The organism is Bradyrhizobium oligotrophicum S58 (assembly GCF_000344805.1).
Taxonomy (GTDB): domain Bacteria; phylum Pseudomonadota; class Alphaproteobacteria; order Rhizobiales; family Xanthobacteraceae; genus Bradyrhizobium; species Bradyrhizobium oligotrophicum.
Map to the genome: position 1 here is coordinate 6490765 of NC_020453.1, position 23736 is coordinate 6514500.

At 66.6% G+C, this 23736-nt stretch carries 20 protein-coding genes; 4 read left to right on the forward strand and 16 right to left on the reverse strand.

Annotated elements, in window-relative coordinates:
- Positions 1-7 precede the first annotated feature (7 nt).
- The 11 genes from S58_RS28035 to S58_RS28085 all read right to left on the reverse strand — a co-directional run bounded on the left by S58_RS28035 (position 8) and on the right by S58_RS28085 (position 11961).
- Positions 8-1744 carry an IlvD/Edd family dehydratase gene (locus S58_RS28035; RefSeq protein WP_015668787.1) on the reverse strand — a complete coding sequence of 579 codons (1737 nt, stop codon included), beginning with the start codon at positions 1742-1744 and terminating at the stop codon, positions 8-10.
- Positions 1741-2481 (reverse strand): FadR/GntR family transcriptional regulator, encoded by a 741-nt coding sequence (locus S58_RS28040; RefSeq protein WP_015668788.1) that lies wholly within the window; start codon positions 2479-2481, stop codon positions 1741-1743. The genes S58_RS28035 and S58_RS28040 overlap by 4 nt, the downstream gene beginning before the upstream one ends.
- Entirely contained in the window at positions 2478-3473 is a 996-nt protein-coding gene (yjfF, locus tag S58_RS28045; protein WP_015668789.1) for a galactofuranose ABC transporter, permease protein YjfF, read from the reverse strand. The genes S58_RS28040 and yjfF overlap by 4 nt, the downstream gene beginning before the upstream one ends.
- Positions 3470-4462, reverse strand: a complete 993-nt coding sequence (locus S58_RS28050) for an ABC transporter permease (protein ID WP_015668790.1) — start codon at positions 4460-4462, stop codon at positions 3470-3472. The genes yjfF and S58_RS28050 overlap by 4 nt, the downstream gene beginning before the upstream one ends.
- Positions 4459-6009 carry a sugar ABC transporter ATP-binding protein gene (locus tag S58_RS28055; RefSeq protein WP_015668791.1) on the reverse strand — a complete coding sequence of 517 codons (1551 nt, stop codon included), beginning with the start codon at positions 6007-6009 and terminating at the stop codon, positions 4459-4461. The genes S58_RS28050 and S58_RS28055 overlap by 4 nt, the downstream gene beginning before the upstream one ends.
- Before the next feature lie 129 nt (positions 6010-6138).
- The gene (ytfQ, locus tag S58_RS28060) at positions 6139-7104 is read right to left on the reverse strand and encodes a galactofuranose ABC transporter, galactofuranose-binding protein YtfQ (RefSeq protein ID WP_015668792.1); all 966 of its coding nucleotides are present in this window, start codon (positions 7102-7104) and stop codon (positions 6139-6141) included.
- Between the two features lie 239 nt (positions 7105-7343).
- Complete coding sequence (gene eda, locus S58_RS28065) at positions 7344-7988, reverse strand: bifunctional 4-hydroxy-2-oxoglutarate aldolase/2-dehydro-3-deoxy-phosphogluconate aldolase (protein ID WP_083938689.1); 645 nt, start codon at positions 7986-7988, stop codon at positions 7344-7346.
- Positions 7985-8881, reverse strand: coding sequence for a sugar kinase (locus S58_RS28070; RefSeq protein WP_042340981.1), 897 nt, complete (start codon positions 8879-8881; stop codon positions 7985-7987). The genes eda and S58_RS28070 overlap by 4 nt, the downstream gene beginning before the upstream one ends.
- A gap of 47 nt (positions 8882-8928) precedes the next feature.
- On the reverse strand, positions 8929-9960 hold the full coding sequence (locus S58_RS28075; RefSeq protein ID WP_015668795.1) for an L-idonate 5-dehydrogenase: 1032 nt from the start codon (positions 9958-9960) through the stop codon (positions 8929-8931).
- Between the two features lie 28 nt (positions 9961-9988).
- The gene (locus S58_RS28080; protein ID WP_042340274.1) at positions 9989-10756 is read right to left on the reverse strand and encodes a glucose 1-dehydrogenase; all 768 of its coding nucleotides are present in this window, start codon (positions 10754-10756) and stop codon (positions 9989-9991) included.
- An 8-nt stretch (positions 10757-10764) separates the two neighbouring features.
- Positions 10765-11961 carry a mandelate racemase/muconate lactonizing enzyme family protein gene (locus tag S58_RS28085; RefSeq protein ID WP_015668797.1) on the reverse strand — a complete coding sequence of 399 codons (1197 nt, stop codon included), beginning with the start codon at positions 11959-11961 and terminating at the stop codon, positions 10765-10767.
- Between the two features lie 154 nt (positions 11962-12115).
- Between S58_RS28085 and S58_RS28090 the strand changes: the two genes are divergently transcribed.
- Both S58_RS28090 and S58_RS28095 read left to right on the forward strand, forming a co-directional pair.
- Positions 12116-12868 (forward strand): GntR family transcriptional regulator, encoded by a 753-nt coding sequence (locus tag S58_RS28090; protein WP_015668798.1) that lies wholly within the window; start codon positions 12116-12118, stop codon positions 12866-12868.
- 33 nt (positions 12869-12901) lie between these two features.
- A complete protein-coding gene (locus S58_RS28095; RefSeq protein ID WP_015668799.1) occupies positions 12902-14272 on the forward strand; it encodes an MFS transporter in 1371 nt (456 codons plus the stop codon).
- A gap of 43 nt (positions 14273-14315) precedes the next feature.
- Here the strand turns inward: S58_RS28095 and uxuA are convergent, their stop codons facing one another.
- The 4 genes from uxuA to S58_RS28115 all read right to left on the reverse strand — a co-directional run bounded on the left by uxuA (position 14316) and on the right by S58_RS28115 (position 19240).
- The gene (gene uxuA / locus S58_RS28100; RefSeq protein ID WP_015668800.1) at positions 14316-15512 is read right to left on the reverse strand and encodes a mannonate dehydratase; all 1197 of its coding nucleotides are present in this window, start codon (positions 15510-15512) and stop codon (positions 14316-14318) included.
- A 35-nt stretch (positions 15513-15547) separates the two neighbouring features.
- Positions 15548-16270: a GntR family transcriptional regulator gene (locus S58_RS28105; protein WP_015668801.1), complete on the reverse strand. Its 723-nt coding sequence runs from the start codon at positions 16268-16270 to the stop codon at positions 15548-15550.
- Positions 16271-16288: 18 nt separating this feature from the next.
- Entirely contained in the window at positions 16289-18151 is a 1863-nt protein-coding gene (locus tag S58_RS28110; RefSeq protein ID WP_015668802.1) for a TRAP transporter large permease, read from the reverse strand.
- A gap of 72 nt (positions 18152-18223) precedes the next feature.
- Positions 18224-19240: a TRAP transporter substrate-binding protein gene (locus S58_RS28115; RefSeq protein WP_015668803.1), complete on the reverse strand. Its 1017-nt coding sequence runs from the start codon at positions 19238-19240 to the stop codon at positions 18224-18226.
- A 173-nt stretch (positions 19241-19413) separates the two neighbouring features.
- Between S58_RS28115 and S58_RS28120 the strand changes: the two genes are divergently transcribed.
- Positions 19414-20424, forward strand: coding sequence for a Zn-dependent oxidoreductase (locus tag S58_RS28120; RefSeq protein ID WP_015668804.1), 1011 nt, complete (start codon positions 19414-19416; stop codon positions 20422-20424).
- Positions 20425-20438: 14 nt separating this feature from the next.
- Positions 20439-21920, forward strand: a complete 1482-nt coding sequence (locus S58_RS28125; protein WP_015668805.1) for a mannitol dehydrogenase family protein — start codon at positions 20439-20441, stop codon at positions 21918-21920.
- Positions 21921-21981: 61 nt separating this feature from the next.
- On the opposite strand, the gene nikE is transcribed toward S58_RS28125, so the two are convergent.
- Positions 21982-23643: a nickel ABC transporter ATP-binding protein NikE gene (gene nikE, locus S58_RS28130; protein ID WP_042340982.1), complete on the reverse strand. Its 1662-nt coding sequence runs from the start codon at positions 23641-23643 to the stop codon at positions 21982-21984.
- Positions 23644-23736: the final 93 nt, after the last annotated feature.

Here is a 23736-nt window from a genome sequence, read left to right on the forward strand (position 1 = left end):
GGCACCTCTAGTGATTGTCGCGCGGCACGGGCGAGCCGCTGCGACCGACCAGGAAATCGAAATCGACGCCGCGGTCGGCCTGCAGCACGTGATCGATGTAGAGCTTCTGATAGCCGCGCGCCGCATGCGGCTTGGGCGGCGTCCAGGCGGCGCGGCGCGCGGCCAGGTCCTCGTCGCTGACATGCAGATGCAGCGACCGGGCGGCAACGTCGAGCGTGATCATGTCGCCATTCTTCACCAGCGCCAGCGGGCCGCCAACGGTCGCCTCCGGCGCGACGTGCAGCACCACGGTGCCATAGGCGGTGCCCGACATGCGGGCGTCAGAGATGCGGATCATGTCGCGCACACCCTGGCGCAACACCTTGGCCGGCAGCGGCATGTTGCCGACCTCGGCCATCCCGGGATAGCCCTTCGGGCCGCAATTCTTCAGCACCATGATGCAGGACGCATCGATGTCGAGGTTGTCGTCGTCGACAGCGTCATGCATCTCCTCGACGCTCTCGAACACGACCGCGCGTCCCGTGTGCTTCATCAGCTCCGGCGAGGCCGCCGACGGCTTGATGACGGCGCCGTTGGGCGCGAGATTGCCGGAGAGAATGGCAATGCCGCCTTCCGGCTTGAACGGTGCCTCGAACGGCGTGATGACCTCGGCGTTCCAGTTCGGCGCCGCGGCGACGTTGTCCCATAGGCTCTTGCCATTGATGGTGCGGGCGTCCTTGTGCAGCAGGCCGCGCTCGCCGAGCGCGCGCAGCACGGCCGGCAGGCCGCCGGCGTAGTAGAAATCCTCCATCAGGAAGCGGCCCGAAGGCATCAGGTCGACGAGGCAATGCACGTCGCGGGACAGCCGGTCGAAATCGTCCAATGTCAGCTCGACGCCGACGCGGCCGGCGATGGCGAGCAGATGCACCACCGCATTGGTCGATCCGCCGATCGCGGCCAGGGTGCGGATCGCATTCTCGAACGCCTGTCGCGTGAGGATGTCCGACGGCTTGAGATCCTCTCCGACCATCTCGACGATGCGCCGCCCGGCCATGCGCGCGAGCAGATTGCGCCGCGCGTCAGCGGCCGGAATCGCGGCATTCTCCGGCAGACCGATGCCAAGCGCCTCGACCATCGAGGCCATAGTGGAGGCCGTGCCCATCGTCATGCAGCTGCCGGCGGAGCGGTTCATCGCCGCCTCGGCCTCGTGGAATTCCGCCAGGGTGATCTCGCCGGCGCGCAGCTGCTCGCTCATCGAGATGATGTTGGTGCCGGAGCCGATGATCTGGCCGCGGTAGACGCCGCGCAGTTGCGGGCCGCCGGAGACGCCGATGGTCGGCAGGTCGGCGGAGGCCGCGCCCATCAGCAGCGCCGGCGTGGTCTTGTCGCAGCCCATCAGCAGCACGACGCCATCGAGCGGATGCGCGCGGATGGCCTCCTCGACGTCCATCGAGGCGAGGTTGCGGAACAGCATCGCCGTGGGGCGCATGGTCACCTCGCCGAGCGAGGACACCGGGAATTCGAGCGGATAGCCGCCGGCATCGAGCACACCCTGGCGGACGTGCTCGGCAATGACACGGAAATGCCCGTTGCAGGGCGTCAGCTCCGACCAGGTGTTGCAGATGCCGATGACCGGACGGCCTTCGAAGCGATCCTGCGGCGTGCCGCTGTTCTTCAGGAATGAGCGATAATAGAAGCCCATCTTGTCCTGGCGGCCGAACCACGCCTGGCTGCGCAGCTGCTTGTCTGACTTGTCGTTGCTCATTGCTGGTCCGTTCGTGCAGCCGATAGCGCATGGCGCCGCCGGCCGTTGTAGATGACTTCGATCATGGCCTCGGAGGCGGCCTCGGGGTCGCCGGCGGCGATCGCGTCGATGATGCGCTGGTGCCAGACCAGCACGGTGTCGCGATCGGCGGTCTCGACGGGCGCGCTCAGGACGAACGAGGCACGCAAAGCGGCTTCGATGACGGCGCCGATCGAGCGCATGAAGGGATTGCCCGAGGCATTGGCGATCGCGATGTGCAGGGCCAGGTCGGCCTCGGCGAAGGCGATCGACGTCGACGGCTCCCGCTCCATCTGCGCCATCGCCTTGCCCATCTCGACGAGATCGCCCTCGCTGCGCCGTTCCGCGGCGAGCGCCGCGGCACGCGGCTCGATCGCAAGCCTGATCTCGGCGAGGTCGGAGAGGAAGCGCTTGTCGATGCCGGCATCGAGATGCCAGGCCAGCACGTCGGGATCGAACATGTTCCAGTCCGAGCGCCCGCGCACCACCGTGCCGACGCGGGCCTTGGTCGTCAGCAGCCCTTTGGCGACCAGCGTCTTGACGCTCTCGCGCAGCACCGGTCGCGACACTCCGAACATCGCCGTCAATTCGGCGTCGCCGGGCAGCCGCGCGCCCTCGGCGTAGCGGCCGGCGATGATGTCGATGCCGATGCTGCGGGCGACCTCGGCATGGTTGGAGTGGGCGCGCCGGGTCGGAATGACGACGATGTGCGACGTCATGTCCGCGCCCCCACCGGCTTGGCCCCAGCGGGCTTGACGGACGAGCGGCGCGCGAGCGCCATCAGACCTTGCTGCAGCGCAATGAAAACGAACAACAGAACCCCCGTGGCGATCTTGGTCCACCAGCTCGACAGCGTACCGTCGAAATTGATGTAGGTCTGGATCATGCCCTGGATCAGGACGCCGAGGAAGGTGCCGATGACGGAGCCCTGCCCGCCCGTCAACAAGGTTCCGCCGATCACCACCGCCGCGATGGTGTCGAGTTCGACGCCGACGGCGGAAAGCGAATAGCCGGCGGCGGTATAGAAGGAGAAGACGATGCCGGCGAGCCCCGCAAGCACGCTCGACAGCATATAGATGCGGATCGTCATCGGCCCCACTGGAATGCCCATCAGGGCGGTCGCGGCGCGACTGCCGCCGAGCGCGTAGACGTTGGCGCCGAACCTGGTGAGGTGCAGCAGCAGCGCGCAAAGCACCAGGATCACCAGCATCGCAATCGCGATCGCCGTGAGCCGCCCTCCCCCCGGCAGCCTGATCGCGAAGTCGGACACGGCGCTGTAGATCGGCGCGCTGATCGGGATCGATTCGGTCGACAGCAGGAAGCTGACGCCGCGGGCCAGGAACATGCCGGCGAGCGTCACGATGAAGGGCGGCAGATCGAAGACGTGGATCACCGCACCCATCGCGGCGCCGAACAGGGCGCAGAGCACCAGCACCAGCGCAAAGGCCGCGAACGGCGGAATGCCCCAGCGCTCGATGGCAAGCGCCACGAACACCGTGGTGAAGCCGATCACCGAACCGACCGACAGATCGATGCCGCCGGAGATGATGACGAAGGTCATGCCGGCCGCGACGATGCCGAGGAAGGCGTTGTCGGTCAGCAGATTGGCGACGACGCGGGTCGAGGCGATGTTCGGGAACTGCAGCGCGCACAGCGCAAAGCCGGCGACGAGCACGAAGGCGGTGATCGCAACCGAGGTTGAGGCCTTCATGGTTTGGTCCTCCGCCAGCGCGCGGTGAAGCGCGAGAGATCGCCGAGCCGCGGCGACTGTGCCAGCAGGACGGCGAGAACGACCACGGCCTTGACCAGCAGATTGAGCTCCGGCGGATAGCCCGACAACAGAATGCCGGTGTTCATCGCCTGGATGATCAGCGCGCCGGCCACAGCCAGCACCAGGCTGAAGCGGCCCCCGAACAACGAGGTGCCGCCGATCACGACGGCCAGGATGGCATCGAGCTCGAGCCAGAGACCGGCATTGTTGGCATCCGCGCCCATGATGTCGGCGGCCGCGATGACACCGGCGAGCGACGCGCAGAGGCCGCACCAGACATAGACCGACAGGATCATGGCACGAGTGCCGACGCCCGACAGCTCGCTCGCCCGCGCATTGCCGCCGGTCGCCTCGATCAGCAGCCCCAGCGCGCTGCCGCGCACGACGGCCGCCGTTACCAGCAGCATGCCGATCGCGATCACGATCGGCATCGGCAGGCCGAACACGGCGCCGTTGCCGATCCATACCAGATCGGGCGAGGTGAAGGTGACGATGCGCCCCTCGGTGATCAGTTGCGCGATGCCGCGCCCCGCCACCATCAGGATCAACGTGGCGACGATCGGCTGGATGCGCAGGATCGCGACGAGAATGCCGTTCCAGAGCCCGCAGACGAGACCCACGCCGAGCGCGGACGCGATCACCACCGGCAGCGAATGCGTATCGGCAAGGCTTGCCGCGGTGGCGCCGGCGATCGCCATGACGGCGCCGACCGAGAGATCGATGCCGCCGGTCGCGATCACCAGCACCATGCCGAGCGACAGCAGCGCCACCGGCGTGCCACGATTGAGCACGTCGATGACGCTGCCGAACAGCCGCCCATCCTGCAGATGCAGGTTGAAGAACTGCGGCGACACCGCGCGATCGATCATCAGGATCACGATCAGTGCAAAAGCTTGCGCAAGCCCGCGGCGCGGAATCCGGAGCGTCATGATGCGGCCTCGTGAACGGGCTCGGCATCGGCCGCGATGGCGGCGAGGATGCTGGAGACTTCGACCGCCTCGCCCTTGAGCTCCTCGACATGGGCGCGATCGCGCAGCACGACGACGCGATTGGAATAGGTCACGATCTCGTCGAGTTCCGATGAGATCACGAGCAGCGCCAGCCCCTGCTCGCACAGCTCGCGCACCAGGCGGATGATCTCGGCATGCGCTCCGACATCGATGCCGCGGGTCGGCTCGTCCAGCACGAGAAGCTTCGGCGAGGTGGCGAGCCAGCGCGCCAACAGCGCCTTCTGCTGATTGCCGCCCGACAGCAGCCCGATCGGCCGCTCCGGATCCGGCGGCCGGATGTCGAGCATGCGGATGTAACGCATTGCGATCTCGTCCTGCTCACGCCGCGACAGCGGCCGGTGCAGGCCGCGCCGCGCCTGCAGCGCCAGCACGATGTTCTCGCGTACGGTGAGATCGGCGACGATGCCTTCGGTCTTGCGCTCCTCCGGGCAGTAGCCGAAGCCGAGGCCGGCCGCATCGCGCGGCGAATTCAGCCTGATGGTCTCACCATTTACGGTAGCCGTGCCGCTGTCGGCGCGCTCGGCGCCAAACACCAGCCGCGCTGTTTCGGTACGGCCGGACCCGAGCAGGCCGGCGAGCCCGACCACCTCGCCGCGGCGCAACTCGAGATCGAACGGGGCGAGGTAGCCCTGCTTGCCGTAGCCCTTGAAGCTGACGCAGACCTCGCGCGCCGTGTCCGGCTGGCTCGCCGCGCGTTCGTGGGTGGTCTCGGCGAGCTCGCGCCCCAGCATCATGCGGATCAGGTCGAGCCGCGGCAGATCGGCAATCTCGCGCGTGCCGATCAGGCGACCGTTGCGCAGCACGGTGACACGATTGCAGATCTCGTAGACCTGATCGAGGAAATGGCTGACGAAGACGATGCCGATGCCATCAGCCGCGAGCTTTCGCATCACCTTGAACAGGATTTCGACCTCATGGCGGTCGAGACTGGCGGTGGGCTCGTCGAGAATGAGCACGCGCGCGGAGAGATCGACGGCGCGCGCGATCGCCGTGATGTGCTGGACCGCGACCGAGTAACTCGCCAAGGGCGCGCCGACGTCGATATCGAGCCCGTAGTCGAGCAGCAGCGCGTGTGCGCGCCGCCGCATCTCGGCCTCGCGCACGACGCCGAACCGCGTTGGCTGCCGGCCGAGATAGAGATTTTGCGCCACCGAGAGGTTCGGCAGCAGATTCACTTCCTGATACACCGTCGCGATGCCGGCATCGACGGCGTCCTTCGCCGAGCGCGGCGCGATCTCCCGATCCGCGAGCCGGACGGAGCCGGCGTCCCGCGCGAACACGCCGGTGACCACCTTGATCAAGGTCGACTTGCCGGCGCCGTTCTCGCCGAGCAGCGCGTGGATCTCGCCCTCACCCAGGGTGAAGTCGACGTGATCAAGCGCCTTCAACGCGCCGAAGCTCTTGGTCAGGCCAAGGATCTCCAGAAGAGAGGGACGCGCCGCCGGCGGAGCTGAACTGTCAGACATGGCGAACTACTTGGGCGGGACCGGGAAGTCGACGCCCACACGGAGTGCGGACGTCAACGATTGATTTCCGTCGCCCTGGCCTGGGCGCAATTGCGCACGCGGCGCCAGGACGACGGCGATATCTTCAGCTCAGTAGCCCAAGCCCTTCTTGCTGTCGTAGACCTTCTGCGGATCGTCCGTTGCGGTGTAGAGCTTCGACTCGGTCTGGATCCACTTCGGCGGCGTGGTGCCCTTCTCCTTGAAGGCCACGATCGCATCGAACGCCGGGCCCGCCATGTTTGGCGTCAGCTCGACCGTTGCGTTCGCTTCGCCGGCAGCGATTGCCTTGAAGATGTCCGGCACGGCGTCGATCGAGACGGTCAGGATGTCCTTGCCCGGCTTGAGGCCGGCTTCCTTCATCGCCTGGATGGCGCCGACCATCATGTCGTCATTGTGGGCGTAGACCGCGCAGATCGACTTGCCGCCGTTCTCGGCCTTGATGAAGCTCTCCATCACCTCTTTGCCCTTGGCGCGGGTGAAGTCGCCGGTCTGGCTGCGCACCACCTTCAGGTTGGCGTTCTTGGCGACGACGGCGTCAAAACCCTTCTTGCGGTTGGTGGCGACGCTGGCGCCGACCGTGCCCTGCAGCTCGACGACGTTGCAGGCCTTGCCGCCGACGGTCTTGGCGAGCCACTCGCCGGCCACCTCGCCCTCATGCACGCTGTCGGAGGTCACCGCGGTCAGATACAGATCCTTGCCCGAGGGATCGATGTCGCGGTCGAGCAGCACGACCGGGATCTTGGCTTCCTTGGCTTCCTTCAGCACGGCGTCCCAGCCCGAGGCCACGACCGGTGCGAGGAAGATCGCGTCCACGCCCTGGGCGATGAAGGAGCGGATCGCCTTGATCTGGTTTTCCTGCTTCTGCTGCGCGTCGGCGATCTTCAGGTTGATCTTGCGCTTGGTGGCTTCCGACTTCGAGACCGAGGTCTCGGCGGCGCGCCAGCCGGATTCGGATCCGATCTGCGAGAAGCCAACAGTGAGTTCAGCTGCGCTGGCGGAAGTAGCAAGCAACAAGGCGGCCGTCGCCGAGGCCGCAAAGAGGGCTTTCAGGGTCATCAGGCGTTCTCTCCCAAAAAGTATCTGTTCTGGATGCGCCGCCGCGTTGAGCGGTGTCGTCGCACCTTTCCTCCAGCCTTGGCGGCCGGCGGCGCCCGTTATTCCACGGAACCTCGGGTCTGACTAGTCATATTATTTGACTGTAATACTTTTTGAGGACGCCCGCTTTGCGGTACGCGGACGTAGGCTGCCGGAGATCGTCGGCGGTTACAAACAAAATTTAAAGTTGTCAAAAGCGATCAGCGCAGCTTCGTTGCCTCGCGGGCGCGCTGCTCGATCGCAGCCCAGGCGCCGGCCTTGATGTCGGCCGCGGGGGCGATCCAGGAGCCGCCGATCGCAACCACCTTCTTGTGCGCGAGCCATTGCGCAGCGTTGCCGGCGTTGATGCCGCCGGTCGGGCAGAAGCGCACGTTCGGGAATGGCCCGGCCAGCGCATCCAGCGCGGCGAGCCCGCCGGCCGGCACCGCAGGGAAGAACTTCACCAGCTCATAACCTCGGGTCACGCAGGCGATCAGGTCGGACGCGGTCTGAATGCCCGGCGCGAACGGCAGCTCGCCGGCATTGGCGGCGTCGAGCAAGCCGATCGACAGACCAGGGCTGATCGCGAAGGCGGCGCCGAGCCTGGCCGCACGCTCGTAGTCGGCCGGCGTCAGCACCGTGCCGATGCCGACGACGGCGTCCGCCACCTCGTTGATGATCGCGCGCGCGGCATCAAGCCCCGCCTGCGTTCGCAAGGTGATCTCGATGACCCGCAAGCCGCCAGCGACCAGCGCCCGCGCGAGCGGCACGGCATCCGCCGCGTCCTCGATCGTGATCACCGGAATCACCGGCGCCAGCGCGAACACGGCATCGAGCTTCGCGCGCTTGTCCAAATTGTTCATCACGCCTCGCTCATCGTCAGAATGTCCCGCGGCATCGCGGTGGCCGGGATCACCGCGCCCGGCGCCATGATCACGGCGCCGGCGAGCCGGTGGCCGGCCAGCGCCGCCTTGCGGGGTGGCGCGCCATGGATGCGGGCGGCCAGATATCCGGCATTGAAGGAATCGCCCGCCGCCGTTGTGTCGATCGGCTTGAGCACCGCAGGCGGCGCGATGTCGACCAGCACACCATCGGCATGGATCAGGCAGCCACGCGCGCCGCGCTTGACGACGACCTCATTGACCCCGGCGTCCTTGAAACGACGCAGGCTGACGGAAGCATCGGCATCGCCGAACAGCATCTGCTCGTCCTCCAAGGTCGGCAGCGCGATGTCGACCAGCGGCAGGACGGCGCGGAACGCGCGTTGCGCCACCTCTCGGCTGGCCCAGCCGCGCGGCCGGTAGTTGCCGTCGAAGACCACGCGCGCGCCGCGCTTGCGCGCCACAGTCAAGAGCTCGCGCAGCTTGGCCTTGCCCGTCTCGCCATAGAGCGAGAGGCTGATGCCGGAGAGATAGATCCAGTCGAAGCGGGACAGCCGGTCGAGCATGTCGCGGTCGGCGCGATCGAACAGTTCGCGCGCCGGCGCGCGGTCACGCCAATACAGGAAGCTGCGCTCGCCCTTGGCATCGCGCTCGATCATGTACAGGCCGGGCACGCGGCCCTCGACCTTCAGCACCTCGGAGGTGTCGATGCCCTCGGCCTGCCAGGCCGCCAGCATCATTGCACTCAGGGGATCATCGCCGAGCGCGGTCACGTAGGAGGTGGGCACGCCGAGCCGCGCCAGATAGAGCGCCGTGTTGAGCGTGTCGCCGCCAAAGCCGCGCCGGAACAGCGAACCGTCCTCCTGCGCAAACTCCACCATGCACTCTCCGATGCAGGCGACTTTCATCGGCGTCAATCCATCCATCAAAACGTCAAATGAACCTTCATCGACCGGCTTCGATCGCTGGCGAGCTCGAAGGCGGCGACCGCCTGCTCGAACGGCAGCACAGCCGAGATCAGCGGCTTGACGTCCAGCAGCCCCTCGCCCATCAGCCGCAGCGCCAGCTCGAATTCGCGGTCGAACCGGAAGGTGCCGCGCAATTGCAGCTCCTTCGTGACCAGCGTATTGACCGGCAAAGTCATTTCGCCGCCGAGCCCGAGCTGGACGATGACGCCGCCGGGCCTCATGACGTCGAGCGCGGACCGCAATGCGGCCTGGTTGCCGGACGCCTCGAACAGTACGTCGAATGTGCCCTTCCCGGCCCGCCACGGATCCAGCGCCGACGGCTCCGCTCCGACATTGAACGCATGGCTTGCACCGAGCGTGCGCGCCACCGCGAGCGGCGCGTCGGCGACATCGGTCACCACGATCTCGGCCGCGCCGCCAAAACGCGCCACCAGGATCGACAGCGCGCCGATCGGGCCACAGCCGGTCACCAGCACGCGCTTGCCGAGCAGCGAGCCGGCCTGGTGCGCGGCATGCAGACAGACCGACAGCGGCTCGGCCATCGCAGCTTCACTTGGCGACAGCGACGGCGCGATGGGCACGGCCTGAGAGGCATCGACGGTGACGAATTCGCGGAAGCCGCCCTGCACATGCGGATCGCGCATCGCGCTGCCCATGAAGCGCATGTCGAGGCACTGGTTGCGCAGCCCCTCGCGGCAATAGCTGCATTTGCCGCATGGCAGGCTCGGATTGACGGCGACGCGCGTGCCCTCGGCGAGACCGGTCACGCCGGCGCCGACCGCGGCGATGACACCAGCGATTTCGTGCCCCAACGCCATCGGCTGCTTGATGCGCACGGTGCCGAAGCCGCCGTGATGATAATAGTGCAGATCCGAGCCGCAGATGCCGCCGGCCTCGATCTTGACCCGGACCTCGCCCGCTCCGGGCGCCGGGTCGGGAAAGCTGTCGATGCGCAGATCCCTGGGCGCATGAATTACGACGGCACGCATGGCTGGTCCTTTCTCGTCCCGTCCGATCCTACATCGCCGCCAGCATGCCGCCATCGACATAGATGGTCTGGCCGTTGACGTAGGTGGAGGCATCAGAAGCCAGGAAGATCGCCGTGCCGACCAGTTCGTCGGGGCGGCCCCAGCGCTTGGACGGGATGCGCGACATTAACCAATTGTTGAAATCGGGATTGCTCATCAGTGCCTGGTTCATGTCGGTCAGCATGTAGCCCGGACCGATCGCATTGGCCTGGATGCCGTGCGCGGCCCATTCGACAGCCATGGCCTTGGTCAGATTGCGGATGCCGCCTTTGGCCGCAGTGTACGGCCCCACGGTGGGGCGCGCCAGCTCGCTCGCCAGCGAGCCGATATTGATGATCTTGCCGCTCCCCCGCGGGATCATCCGCTTGGCCGCCTCGCGCCCGATCACGAAGGCGCCGGTGAGGTTGGTCTCGATGACGCGGCGCCACTCGTCGGTGGTGAACTCGACCAGCGGCTTGCGGTGCTGGATGCCGGCATTGTTGACGAGGATGTCGATCGCGATCCCCTCGGCATCGAAGCGCGCGAAGGCGCTGACGACGGCATCCTCGTCGGTCACGTTGAAGGGACAGGCCTCGGCCTGATGGCCGGCGGCGCGGAATTCCTCCACCGCCGCCTGCGTGCGCGCGGGATCAGTACCGTTGATGACGAGCCGCGCGCCGGCCTTGGCAAAGCCCTCCGCGATGGCGCGGCCGAGGCCACGCGAGGACCCGGTCACCAGGGCGGTCTTGCCGGAGAGATCGAAAAGCGACGTCGACATGTTTTCACTCACGCGTTGCTGCGGCGGACGGTCAGGTCGGAGCGCTCGAACACCGCGGGCAGCAGATCGACGCCGAGGCCCGGCCCTTCCATCGGATAGACGTAACCATCCTTGATCAGCGGCATCGTCGTGACAAGCTCGTTGTACCAGCCCTTGTAGAAGGCGCGCACCGATTCCTGGATCAGGGTGTTGGGCTGGCTGAACGACATGTGCACCGCCGCGATGAAGCCGACCGGGCCGATGCAGTCATGCGGCGCAAACGGGCGGTGATAGGTTTCGGCCATCGCCGCGATCTTGCGCCCCTCGGTGAGACCGCCGGTCCAGCACAGGTCTGCCATGACCACATGCGCGGCGTCGCGGTCGAGCATGTCCTTGTAGGGGTAGCGCGAGCCGAGCGTCTCGCTCGCGGTGACCCAGACATGGGTCGAGCGGGCATATTCGGCCAGCGCCTGCGGTGAATTCATGCGGATCGGATCCTCGTACCAGGTCGGCTGATAGTCCTCCAGCACGCGAGCGATCTGCTTGGCGGTCGGCAGATTCCACAGCGAGTGGAACTCGACCATGATCTCCATCCGGTCGCCGACCGCGCGTCTGATCTTCTCGAACGGCGCGACGGCCTGCTTCATCTGCGCCGCCGTGATGTAGAGACCCTGGTTCTCCTGCGCCGCCGGATCGAACGGCCAGATCTTCATCGCCGAGATCCCGCTTTCGAGCAGGCTCTCGGCGAGTTGGTCGGCGCGGTTCATGAAGCCGTCGAGGTCCTCATACTGGCTGTCCGTCCCGAGGCTCCAGTTGGAGACTGGGCTGATATTGGTCGAGCGCACGTAGCGCGTGCCGGCGCAGGTGTTGTAGATGCGCTGCTTGTCACGGCAGAGGCCGCCGAGCATCTGGTGCACCGGCTGGCCGCACACCTTGCCGAACAGATCCCACAGCGCGATGTCGATCGCGGAGGCCGCGCGATATTCGACGCCGGTGGACGATTGCGCCATCGGCAGGTTCAGCATGTCGCGGTGGATGGCCTCGATCCGCAGCGGATCGCGTCCGAGCAGGCGACCGGCAAAGGTGTCGTGAATCTGGGCTTCGACGGCGCCGGCGCCGTAGAACGTCTCTCCAAGCCCGATCACGCCGGCATCGGTGTGGACGCGGACCCAGATGACGTTGGCGAATTCTTCCGTTCGCAATGTCTCGATCGCGGTGATCTTCACGCTCATCTCCTCCCGCCGTTTTGCTCGTATTGGACCGTTGGGCCGACGCCAGCCATACGCTCTCTTGTAATATATCACAATATGTTTAAGGTGACCGCCGTGCCGCGCCGAAGACGTGGCCTGGGGATATCAGGGAAACACCAGGGGGACACGCATGGCGCGCCGCAAAGCCTCGCTGAAGGCGGTGACCGAGGACGACGCGCCCAGGCAGAACCGGGTCAATCTGTTCGAGCTTGCCTATCAGCGGATCGAGGATCTGCTTGTCAATTGCGAGCTCAAGCCGGGCCGCCTGCTCACGGTCCTGGACCTGCAGAGCATCACCGGCTGCGGCCGCACGCCGGTGCACAGCGCCGTCAATCTGCTGGCCGCCGACACGCTGATCCTGATCCGGCCGCGCCACGGCCTGCAGATCGCGCCGATCGATCTGGCGCGCGAGCGCCTGCTGCTCGGACTGCGACGCGACATGGAGCGGTTCGTGATCCGCCTTGCCGCCGAGCGCGCCTCGCTGTCCCACCGCAACCAGATGCTGCACATCGAGCGCCTGCTGCGTGAACGGCGTTCGACGTTGTCGATCGACGAGTTCAACAAGCTCGACCGCAGGATCGACGCGCTGATCCTCGCCGCGAGCGGGGAACCTTTCCTGACCCATACGATGCGGCCGCTGCACACGATCTACCGCCGCATCGGCTTCATCTATCACCGCCTGCTCGCCGATCATGCCGATCTGACTGGAACCATCGACCGCCACGTCGCCATTCTCAACACCGTCGCCAACCGGCATGCGGAGCGCGCCGTCACAGCGAGCGATGCGTTGATCGATTTCATGGGCCAGATGTTCGAGGACATGGAAGCCGGCATCGATCCCCGCCTGCTCGACTGCAGCATCGAGCCGCTACCGGGCGCCTGACACTTCATCGCGACAACATACGGGAGGAACGACATGTCCATAACGACCGCGGACGCGCCACATCAGGTGGCGATCGATGGCGCCGTGCGCCATCTGGTTCAGAACTACAGCCCGAAAGGCAGCCGTGTCGGCTGGCTGATGATGGCCTCGATCCTGGTCGAGGCCTGGGATCTCTACTCGATCGCCTTCGTGCTGATCTTCATCAAGGAGCAGTACAATCCCGGCGCGCTGGAACTCGGCCTCGCTGCAGCCGGCACGCAGGGCGGCGCCCTGGTCGGTGCGCTGCTCGGCGGCTGGTTGTCCGACAAGATCGGCCGCCGCTGGATGTTCCTGGGGACGATGACGATGTTCGTCGTGCTCGCGCTGGCGCAGGCCTTCGTGCCCAACATGACCTGGCTGATCGTCGTGCGCTTCCTGCTCGGCGTCCCGCTCGGCAGCGACATCTCGACCGGCTACACCTACATCATGGAGTCGATGGCCAAGGGCGAGCGCGAGGTGATGGGCAACCGCTGGCAGTTCATGTTCGCCGTCGGAGAAGTCCTGACCCTCGGCGTCATCGCGATCTTCATCGTCGCCGAAATCAACCACGAAACCTTGTGGCGGGTCACGCTCGGCCTCGGCGCGGTGCCGGCGCTCATCATCCTGTTCCTGCGCCATGACGTCCCCGAAACCGCCGTGTGGCTGGTGCAGCACGGCCGCTTCCGCGAAGCCAAGGCGGTGGCCCGGGACATGTACAATGACGACCTCGCGATGCTGCCGGACCAGGACGCCGTGGTGCCGAAGCCGCAGCCGCTCAGCTTCCTGGCCGATTTGCGCAAGGACCCGATCCGCTGGCGCGCCACGCTCTATGGCTGGATCGCCTGCTTCGCCCAGGCGAGCGAGTTCTCGACCTTCGCGTTCTACCTGCCGGTCATGTTCGCCATGGTCGGCGTCTCCAGCCTGCTCGGCAACAACCTGGTCACGATGGCGCTGTTCAGCTTCGCCGCGATCTCCGGCTGGGTCGGGCCGCTGCTGACGCCGAAGATCGGCCATCGCGGCATCGGCATTGCCGGCTTTTCCATCGTACTGGTGTCACTGCTGGTCGCCGCGGGCGCGCTGTATACCGACCACAAATACATCCTGCCATTTGCGGCGGCCGGCATGTTGTGGGGCCATTACTGGGATGCGTCGAACTGCATGACGATTCCGACCATGGTGGCCAAGCCGAAATATCGCGGCACCGCGAGCGGCTTCGCCTACATGTTCGTCAAGCTGCCGTCGTTCCTGGCGATCTTCCTGTTCCCGTCCTTGTTCGGGGCGATCGGCCAGGCCAACGCAACCTTGTTCGTCGCGATCTTCCCGCTGATCGGGCTGCTCGCCGCGATCTTCATCCTGCCGGAAGTCTACGGCTACGAGCACGATTGACAAGAAAGTGCGGAGCCGCCGACGACGCGGCTCCGCCCTTCTCTCACACCGGCAAGCGGTTGATGGCCGCGACCGCGGTCATCACGCCGCGGATCTCGGCAAGGCCCTTGAGCCGGCCGACGAGAGGATAGCCGGGATGCGTGCCGCGGCCGATGTCGTCGGCCAGCTCATGGCCGTGATCGGGACGGAACGGGATCCGCCAGTCCGGCTCGCCCTCGGCCTTGCGGCGGGCCTGCTCCTTCAACAAGGTCGTCACCACCGCGACCATGTCGACGTCGCCGCGCAGATGCTCGGCCTCCATGAATGAGCCGTCCAGCATCTTGGTGACGTTGCGCAAGTGCACGAAGCGGATGTGCGCGGCAAAACGTTCGGCCAGCGCCGGCACGTTGTTGTGGCCGCCGGCGCCGAGCGCGCCGGTGCAGAAGGTGAGGCCGTTGGCCTTCGACGGGGCGGCATCGACGATGAATTGCAGATCGTCGGCGCTCGAGACCACGCGCGGCAGCCCGAAGAGGTCACGCGGCGGATCGTCGGGATGGACGCAGAGGCTGACGCCGCATTCCTCCGCCGTTGGCGCCACCTCGCGCAGGAAACGCGCGTAGTTGGCGCGCAGCTCGGCATGGCCGATGCCGCGATATTTGTCCAGCATGCGGCGCAGGCCGGGCACGTCGTACCGATCATAGGCGCCGGGTAATCCCGCCATGATGGTCGCGAGCAGGCGGTCCTTGTCGGACAAGGACGCCTGCGCCACCCAGGCCTTGGCGCGGTCAAGCACGTCGGCGGAGAACTCCGCCTCGGCACCCGGCCGCTGCAGGATGTAGCAGTCGAACGCGGCGAGACGGTCGAGATCGAAGCGCAGCGCGGTCGAGCCGCCGGGCAGGCGGAAGGCGAGCTCGGTGCGGGTCCAGTCCAGCACCGCCATGAAATTGTAGCAGACGGTCGTGACGCCGCAGGCGGCGAGATTGCGCAGCGACTGCCGGTAATTGTCGAACAGCTCCGTGAGGTCGCCCTCGCCGAGCTTGATCGCCTCCGACACCGGCAGGCTCTCGACCACGCTCCAGCGCAGCCGCAGCGACGAGTCGCCTTCGATCAGGCCGATGCGCTTGACGATCTCGTCCGTGCTCCACACCACGCCATAGGGGATGTGATGCAGCGCCGTCACGATGCCGGTGGCGCCGGTCTGGCGCACCTGCGGCAGGGTGATGGGATCATCCGGTCCGAACCATCGCCACGTCTGTTCCATGTCGTCCACCTCTCAAAAACAATGTCGACGTCCGATCAGCGCCGCCGTCGCGCCCGCGTGCGCGGCTCGGCCTCAGCCAGCTCCTCCTGACGCGCAAAGATGCCGTCGGCGCGGCGGAAGACCTCGCGCAGATGGCGCCGCATCGCGGCGACCGCCTGGGCCTCGTTGCAGGCCGCCAGCCCGTCCAGGATCTCCTGATGCTGCGCGATCAGGAGCGGAATATGGCCGGCGTCCTCGATCAAGGTCAGATGACGGACCCGGTCGAAATGGACTTTGGTTTGGCGGATCACCTGCCAGACATGCGGATGGCGGCTGGTGCGGGCGATGGTCTGGTGGAACGCCTCGTCATGGGCGTAGAACTCCGCCGGCGTCGCCGCCGCCTTCTGCTTCTCGATCAGATCGTTCAACTCGCGCAGCGCCGTCGCATCGATGTAGCGCACGGCCTCGGCAACCAGCGCGCATTCCAGATGCTCGCGAATGAACTGAGCTTCGCCGAAGGCCTCGCGCGATACTGGCGCCACCACGCTGCCGCTCTGCGGATAGATGCGCACGAGGTCGACATCGGCAAGCTTGATCAGCGCCTCGCGCACCGGGGTGCGGCTGACGCCGAGCCGCTCGCACAAATCGAGCTCGGCCATCGGCGTCCCCGGCGGCAGCGCGCCGGAAACGATGTCCTCGAGCAGCCGTTCATAGACCTGGTCGGCGAGCCGGCCGGCCTTGCCATCCATTTTCGTGAGACGTGTCAGATCGTCATCCATGGCGGCACTCTATCCGATTCACAGGAAGCCGATCGATATCCATGGCAGGAACACGATGAGCAGCAGCGCGATCAGCAGCGCGGCGAGATGCGGCCAGACATGGCGGATCACCTCGTCGGGCGAGGCGCGGCCGATGGCGCAGGCGAGATAGAAGCCGACACCGAAGGGCGGCGTGAACAGGCCGAGCCCCATCGCGAACACGGCGATGATGGCATAGTGCACCTCGTGCACGCCCATCATGCGCGCGATCGGGAATAGCAGCGGTCCGAACAGCACCACCGCCGGCACGCCTTCGAGCACGCTGCCGAGCACGACGAAGGCGAGCGCCGAGATCAGCAGAAAACCCCAGCGGCCGCCGGGCACGGCCACCATGAGGTCAACGAGCTGCTGCGAGAAGCCGGACTGGGTCAGCGCCCACGCCATGCCGGTCGCGGCGCCCACCACCAGCAGGATCGCGCCGGACAGCGACGCCGTATCGACCAGGATCGGATAGACCCGCTTCCAGTCGAACTGGCGGTAGAAGAAGATGCCGACCAGCACGGTGTAGATGACGCCGATGGCCGCGACCTCGGTCGCGGTGGCGACGCCCTCGACCACCGCCGAGCGGATCACGATCGGCAGGCCCAGGCCGGGGATGGCAATCGCGAACAGCCGCAATCTCGTCTTGGCATCGTAGCGCTGCGCGCCGCTCATGTCCTCCTTGCGGGTCTGCAGAAAGACTACCACGGAGAGCGCGATCAGGCCGACGACCGCCGGCAGCAGGCCGCCGGTGAACAGCGCCGCGATCGACACGCCGGTGACCGATCCCACAGTGATCAGCACGATCGAGGGCGGGATCGTCTCCGACATCACGGCGGAGGCCGACAGCAGTGACACCAGGTCGCCTTCCGAGCTGCCGCGCTGCTTCATCTCCGGAAACAGCGCCGGCGCGACCGCGGCCATGTCGGCCGCCTTGGCGCCGGAGATGCCGGACACCAGGTACATCGCGCCGAGCAGCACATATTGCAGGCCGCCGCGCATGTGACCGATCAGCGAGACCAGGAACAGGATCATCGCCCGTGCCAGCCCGGCGATCTCGATCAGGGCGCCGAGCAGCACGAACATCGGCACCGCGAGCAGCACCATGTGCGACATGCCCTCGCTGACCCGGCCGGGCACGATCAGCACCGGCACCGTGGTGCTGAAATGCAGATAGGCAACGGTGGCGAGCAGGAAGCTGAAGGCGATCGGGGTGCCGATCACCATCGCGGCTGCGACGAGAACGAAGAAGAAGATCAGGAGATTGTAGTTGCCGAGATCCTCCAGCACGGGCGCCGCGGCGTAGAGCAGGCCCGCGCCCGCCAGCACCAGCGCCAGCGCGCCGACGATCTGCAACGGGCTCGCCTGCTGGATCAACCGGTCGACGGCGGTGAGCAGCATCAGCAGCACGCCGACCAGCATCGCCGCCTCGCGATAGCCTTCACTGATCTCCAGCACCGGCATGTTGCTGATCAAGTGGCTTTCGACATGGTGCCAGGACGGCATCACCAGCGCCACCAGCACGGCGCAGACCAGCATCAGGCCGAGCGCGTCGGTGCGCGCCCGCCACGCCGGCGACAGATTGCGGACGAAGGCGGTGAGCCGCATGTGCTCGGCGCGCCGCAGCGCGACGACGGCGCCGAGCATCGCGAGCCAGACGAACAGCACGGTGGCGAGCTCGTCGGACCAGATCAGCGGTGCATTGAAGAGGTAGCGAGCGGCAGTGGCCGTGCCGAGCAGGACCAGCTCGGCGACGACGAGCGCCGCGGCCAGTGCCTCCACCGTGCGGCCGAGCAGATGATCGAAACGCGCAAAAGCGCCATGCGACGGCACAGCGGTCGTCGCTGTCATGTCAACGGCCATTCCACCCTCCCCGCAATGTCTGCCCATGTCCGCGATTCGCGGACATGCATCACCGACGCAACCGCGACCCGCTCAGAGCTGCCCGACGGACTTCTCCAGCAGCCCCCAGGCGTCGGCGCCGAACTTAGTCTTCCATTCGGTGTAGAAGCCGGCGGTGCGCAGCGCGTCGCGGAACGGCTTGGTGTCGACCTTGTTGAAGGTGACGCCGGAGGCCTGCATCTCGGCCTGCGCCTTCTCGTTGAAGCTCTGGATGTCCTGGCGCTCCTTGAGGGCCGCATCAGACAGCGCAGCGGTGACGGCGTCGCGGACGTCGGCAGGCATGCCATTCCAGCGCGCTGCATTGGCGAAGATGTAGTGGCCGTCCCAGATGTGGCCCGAGAGCGCGATGTACTTCTGCACCTCGTAGAGCTTGGCGCTCTGAATCAGCGCCAGTGGATTCTCCTGACCATCGACGATGCGGGTCTGCAGCGCCGCATAGAGCTCGCCGAAATTGATCGGCGTCGGCGCAGCACCGAGCGTCTTGAACAGCGTCACCCACAACGGATTGCCGGGCACGCGGATCTTGAAACCCTTGAGGTCGTCGGGCGAGGCGATCGGCTTGGCGCCGGAGGTGATGTTGCGATAGCCGTTGTCGAGGCACTTCGGCAGCACGTGCAGGCCGACCTTGGCGAACTCGCCGCGCACATGGTTGCCGAGATCGCCATCCATCGCCGACCACACCTGGTCATAGCTCTCGAACGCAAAGGCGATTGCATTGATGCCGCCGATCGGCACCACGGTCTGATTCACGCCTGATGTCGACATGAAGTCGAGCGCGCCGCTGCGAACTTGCGAGAACATGTCGGGCTCGCTGCCGAGCTGGCTGTTCGGATAGACCTGCAGGTCGACCAGACCATTGGTCTGCTTCTTGATGAGCTCGGACGCTTCGATGATTCTGATAACGCCGGGATGGGTGGCCGGAAACGCCGTGCCGTAGCGCAGGCGGTACTTGGCGGACTGGGCGTGGGCCGGGCCAAACGCCAGGGCCGAGGCCCCCGCGAGCGCGGTACCGACGAAGCTGCGACGGGACATGGATGTGGGCAAAGACATTGGCAAACCTCCCCTGCCGGCCCGCTACGGGGCCTTTTGTATGTCATTCCGGTATCTCAAGCCTATAATGGATACCAAAATACGTTTCAATAGATAACTTGTATCCAAGTTTTGGGATTGCTATACGACGCCGGCTCACGGTCGAGATGAGCGCTGAAGGGACGGAGGGACGCGTGAAGAGCCTCGTGGTGGAGCGGCCCGGCCGCCTGTCGATCGAAACGCGCCCCATTCCCGAGCCCGCTTCCGGCGAGATCAGGATCAAGGTCGAGCGGGCCGGCATCTGCGGCTCCGACATCCACATCCTGCACGGCAGCAACCCGTTCGCGCGCTATCCGCGCGTGATCGGCCATGAGTTCTTCGGCCGCATCGACAAGCTCGGCGACGGCGTCGACGCACTGCTTGGCGCCCGCGTTGTCGTCAACCCCGTCGTCGCCTGCGGCCGCTGCTATCCCTGCTCGGTCGGCCGCCCCAATGTCTGCGCTCAGCTCGCCGTGCTCGGCGTCCACCGCGACGGCGGCTTTTCCGAATATGCCTGCGTACCCGCCACGAACGCGCACCTGCTGCCTGATGGCGTCGACGACGACAAGGCGCCGCTGGTCGAGCCGTTCTCGATCGCTGCCAACATCACCGACCACACAGGCGTGTTCGCTTCCGACGTCGCGCTGGTCTATGGCGCCGGCCCGATCGGTCTGACCGTGATCCAGGTGCTCAAGCACGTCTATGGCGTGAAGCAGCTGATCGTCACCGACCGCATCGATTCCCGGCTCGAGGCCGCGCGGCACAACGGCGCCGACCGCGTCATCAACACCGCGAACACCGCCCTGCCCGCAGCGCTGGCGGAGATCGATCTGAAGCCAACCTTGATCATCGACGCCGCCTGCCATCCCGCCATTCTCGCCGAGGCGATCGAGATCGCATCGCCGGCCGCGCGCATCGGCCTGCTCGGCTTCTCGGCGGAGCCATCGACCATCGTGCAGCAGAAGGTCACCGCCAAGGAGCTCGCGATCCACGCCTCGAGGCTCAACAGCGGCAAGTTCGCCAAGGTCATCGACTGGTTCGCACGCGGCACCTTGCAGCCGGAGCGCCTGATCACCCACCGCTACGGGCTCGACGCCTACGCCACCGCGTTCGACACGTTCGAGCACAACCAGACCGAATGCTGCAAAGTGCAGCTCATCTTCTGACAAGCCGACACGCCATGGACCGCCTCAGCCCCACGACGCTCCACCGCCTGCCCATCGGCATTCTCAAGCCGGACTACGACCGCGCGAGAGTCGCGACCGGCATCGTCCATCTCGGGCTCGGCGCATTCCATCGGGCTCATCAGGCCGTCTACACAGATGCACTGCTGAAAGAGGATCCGCGCTGGGGCATCCTTGGCGTCTCCCTGCGCTCGCCAGAAACGCGCAATGCGCTGGCGCCGCAAGGCGGGCTCTACAGCGTGACGGCGAGCGACGGCGCCGGTCATCAGCGCCGCGTCATCGGCGCGCTGACCGGCCTTGCCGTCGCACCGGAAGATCCCGCGGGCCTGCTCGCTGATCTCGCCGATCCCCGCGTGCGCATCGTCTCCACCACCGTTACCGAGAAGGGCTACAGCCACGATCCGGCAACCGGCGCACTGCGCGCCGACGATCCCGACATCCGTCACGACAGCGCCAATCTCGGCCATCCCCGCAGCACGCTCGGATTCATCGTCGGCGGCCTGCGGCTGCGACGGCAGCAGGGCCTGCCGCCCTTCGCGGTGCTGGCCTGCGACAATCTTCCGGCCAACGGCCACACCTTGCGCGGCCTCGTCATCGCCTTCGCCGCGTTGATCGACCGCGATCTCGCGGCATGGATCGAAGGCGAGGTCCGCTTTCCTTCGACCATGGTCGACCGCATCGTGCCGGCCACGACCGATGCAGACCGCGCCGAGATCGGCGCCGCGCTCGGGCTCGACGATGCCTGGCCTGTCGTGAGCGAGCCGTTCAGCCAATGGGTCATCGAGGACGATTTCGGCGGCGACCGTCCGGCCTGGGACCTGAGCGGCGCGCAGTTCGTGCGCGACGTCGCGCCGTTCGAGCTGATGAAGCTCAGGCTGCTCAACGGCGCGCATTCGACGCTCGCCTACCTCGGCTACCTCATGGGATGTCCGACGGTCGCAGCCGCGATGGCCGAGCCCGATCTCGCCGGCCTCGTCGCGGACATGATGCGCGAGGAGGTCACGCCGACCCTGCCGGCGCTCGACGGCTTCGATGTCGCGACCTATCACGCCGCGCTGCTGCAGCGCTTCCGCAATCCCGCGCTCAAGCACCGGACCGCGCAGATCGCGATGGACGGCACGCAAAAACTGCCGCAGCGGCTGCTCGGCACCATCCGCGACCGCCTGGCGCGCGGCCTGCCGATCACCCGCCTCGCGCTCGCCGTCGCCGCCTGGTTGCGCTACGTCAGCGGCACCGACGAGCAGGGCCAGCCGATCGACTTGCGCGATCCGCTGTCTCAGCGCCTGCGCGCGCTCGCCGACGAGGCCGGCCCGGTCGCGCACCGACTCGCGCCGGCGCTGCTGTCGCTCACCCCGGTGTTCGGCAATGATCTGCCGAAAGATTCCCGCTTCTCGTCAGCGGTGGAGTTGGCGCTCGATCGCCTGTTCCGGAACGGGACCCGCGCGACGGTCGAACATATCAGGCAGTCGGCGCGCTGATCGACACCTCGCTTCGACAGGCCGTCAGATCGGCTCGTTCTAGGGTGGCAGCGGGCGGGGCTCACGCCGGCAGCAACTCAGCCGGCGCGGCGATATGCGGCACGGCGTCGACCAGTTCGCGCGTGTAGTCGGTCTGCGGGTTGGCGAACAGCGCGCGGCTCTCGCCCTGCTCGACGATGACGCCGGTACGCAGCACGATGGTGCGGTCGCACATCATGCGCACGACGTTGAGGTCGTGGCTGACGAACAGGAAGGCCAGATTGTCCTCGCGCCGGAGCCGGTTGAGGAGCTGCAGCACCACGGCCTGCACGGAGACGTCAAGCGCCGCGGTCGGCTCGTCCAGCACCAGCAGCCGCGGCTTGCAGGCGATGGCGCGGGCGATGCCGACCCGGGCCTTCTGGCCGCCAGAGAGCTGATGCGGAAAACGCGGCAGCAGCTCACGCGGGAGGCCAACGCGATCGGCGCATTCCTCGACGCGCTGGCGCAGACGGTCGCCGCCGCGCATGTTCAGCAGCCGGAGCAAGGGATGGGCGATGCAGTCGAACGCGGTGTAGCGCGGGTTGAGGCTGTCGTTCGGATCCTGGAAGACGATCTGGATGTCTTTCCTCAACGCGGAGCGGTGGAAGTCGCGTGCCGGGATCTGTCCGATCGATTGCCCGTCGAACAGGATCTCGCCGTCGCTTGGGTCGATGAGACGGCAGATCATCCGCGACGTCGTACTCTTGCCCGAGCCGCTTTCGCCGACCAGGCCGACGCTTTCACCGCCGCGCATCGTCATTGAGAAATCGGCAACCCCGACCGTGCCATCATCGAAGCGCTTGCCGATGGCCTTGACGTCGAGCAGCAACGGCGTGCCGTGTGGCGGAGGTGGCAGCTCAGCGACATCGACCAATGGAATGCGCTCGCCATCCGGCACCAGGTCCTCGATGCGCGAGGACGCCGTCGGCGACGCCGCGACCAGGCGCTTGGTGTAGGGATGCTGCGGACGGTGGAACAGCGTCAGCGGCGCGGCCTCCTCGACCAGCCGGCCCTGCTCCATCACGACGACGCGCGCGCAATAGCGTGCGGCGAGCCCGAGATCATGGGTGATCAGGATGGTCGCCATGCCGCGCTCGGCCGCGATATGCGCGAGCAGGTCCATCACCACCTTTTGCGTGGTGACGTCGAGGCCGGTGGTCGGCTCGTCGGCAATCAGGAGCTGCGGACTGCAGGAGATCGCAATCGCGATCATCACGCGCTGGCACATGCCGCCGGACAGCTCGTGCGGATAGGCACTCATGCGCCGCTCGGGATCGCGGATCTGCACGGCGCGCAGCAGCTGCAACGCCTCGGCCTGCGCCTCCCGCCGCGACAGGCGGCGATGGGCGAGGATCGCATCCGCGATCTGCTGGCCGATGGTGCGGATCGGGTTGAGCGCCGCACGCGGATTCTGGAAGATCATCGCCATCGCGGCGCCATGCAGGCTGCGCAGATCGGCGCTGCCGGCGCGGGTGATGTCCTGGCCCTTGAAGCGGATGCGGCCATCGGTGATGCGGCCGGCCTTGTCGAGCAGATGGGTGATGGCGAAGCCGGTCACCGATTTTCCGGAGCCGCTCTCGCCGACCAGCCCCAGCATCTCGCCCGGCTTGAGCGACAGCGAGACGCCGCGCACGGCCTCGACGAAGCCGCGGCGGGTCGAGAACGTCACCTTGAGATTTTCGAGCTCCAGCAGCGGCGCCGTCATGTGCGCATCCCCGGATGCGCCGAGCATTCTGTCGTCTGAGGAGACATCATGTGCGCATCCGGGGATGCGCCGAGCATTCTGTCATCTGAGGAG

Excerpts from the sequence above, each read along its gene's own strand:
- S58_RS28035 (WP_015668787.1), bottom strand. The coding sequence starts at position 1,744 with ATGAGCAACGACAAGTCAGACAAGCAGCTGCGCAGCCAGGCGTGGTTC.
- S58_RS28110 (WP_015668802.1), bottom strand. The coding sequence starts at position 18,151 with ATGGCCGTTGACATGACAGCGACGACCGCTGTGCCGTCGCATGGCGCT.
- S58_RS28050 (WP_015668790.1), bottom strand. The coding sequence starts at position 4,462 with ATGACGCTCCGGATTCCGCGCCGCGGGCTTGCGCAAGCTTTTGCACTG.
- S58_RS28115 (WP_015668803.1), bottom strand. The coding sequence starts at position 19,240 with ATGTCTTTGCCCACATCCATGTCCCGTCGCAGCTTCGTCGGTACCGCG.
- uxuA (WP_015668800.1), bottom strand. The coding sequence starts at position 15,512 with ATGGAACAGACGTGGCGATGGTTCGGACCGGATGATCCCATCACCCTG.
- S58_RS28075 (WP_015668795.1), bottom strand. The coding sequence starts at position 9,960 with ATGCGTGCCGTCGTAATTCATGCGCCCAGGGATCTGCGCATCGACAGC.
- S58_RS28105 (WP_015668801.1), bottom strand. The coding sequence starts at position 16,270 with ATGGATGACGATCTGACACGTCTCACGAAAATGGATGGCAAGGCCGGC.
- ytfQ (WP_015668792.1), bottom strand. The coding sequence starts at position 7,104 with ATGACCCTGAAAGCCCTCTTTGCGGCCTCGGCGACGGCCGCCTTGTTG.
- nikE (WP_042340982.1), bottom strand. The coding sequence starts at position 23,643 with ATGACGGCGCCGCTGCTGGAGCTCGAAAATCTCAAGGTGACGTTCTCG.
- S58_RS28040 (WP_015668788.1), bottom strand. The coding sequence starts at position 2,481 with ATGACGTCGCACATCGTCGTCATTCCGACCCGGCGCGCCCACTCCAAC.
- S58_RS28125 (WP_015668805.1), top strand. The coding sequence starts at position 20,439 with ATGGACCGCCTCAGCCCCACGACGCTCCACCGCCTGCCCATCGGCATT.
- S58_RS28090 (WP_015668798.1), top strand. The coding sequence starts at position 12,116 with ATGGCGCGCCGCAAAGCCTCGCTGAAGGCGGTGACCGAGGACGACGCG.
- S58_RS28080 (WP_042340274.1), bottom strand. The coding sequence starts at position 10,756 with ATGTCGACGTCGCTTTTCGATCTCTCCGGCAAGACCGCCCTGGTGACC.
- S58_RS28055 (WP_015668791.1), bottom strand. The coding sequence starts at position 6,009 with ATGTCTGACAGTTCAGCTCCGCCGGCGGCGCGTCCCTCTCTTCTGGAG.
- yjfF (WP_015668789.1), bottom strand. The coding sequence starts at position 3,473 with ATGAAGGCCTCAACCTCGGTTGCGATCACCGCCTTCGTGCTCGTCGCC.
- S58_RS28095 (WP_015668799.1), top strand. The coding sequence starts at position 12,902 with ATGTCCATAACGACCGCGGACGCGCCACATCAGGTGGCGATCGATGGC.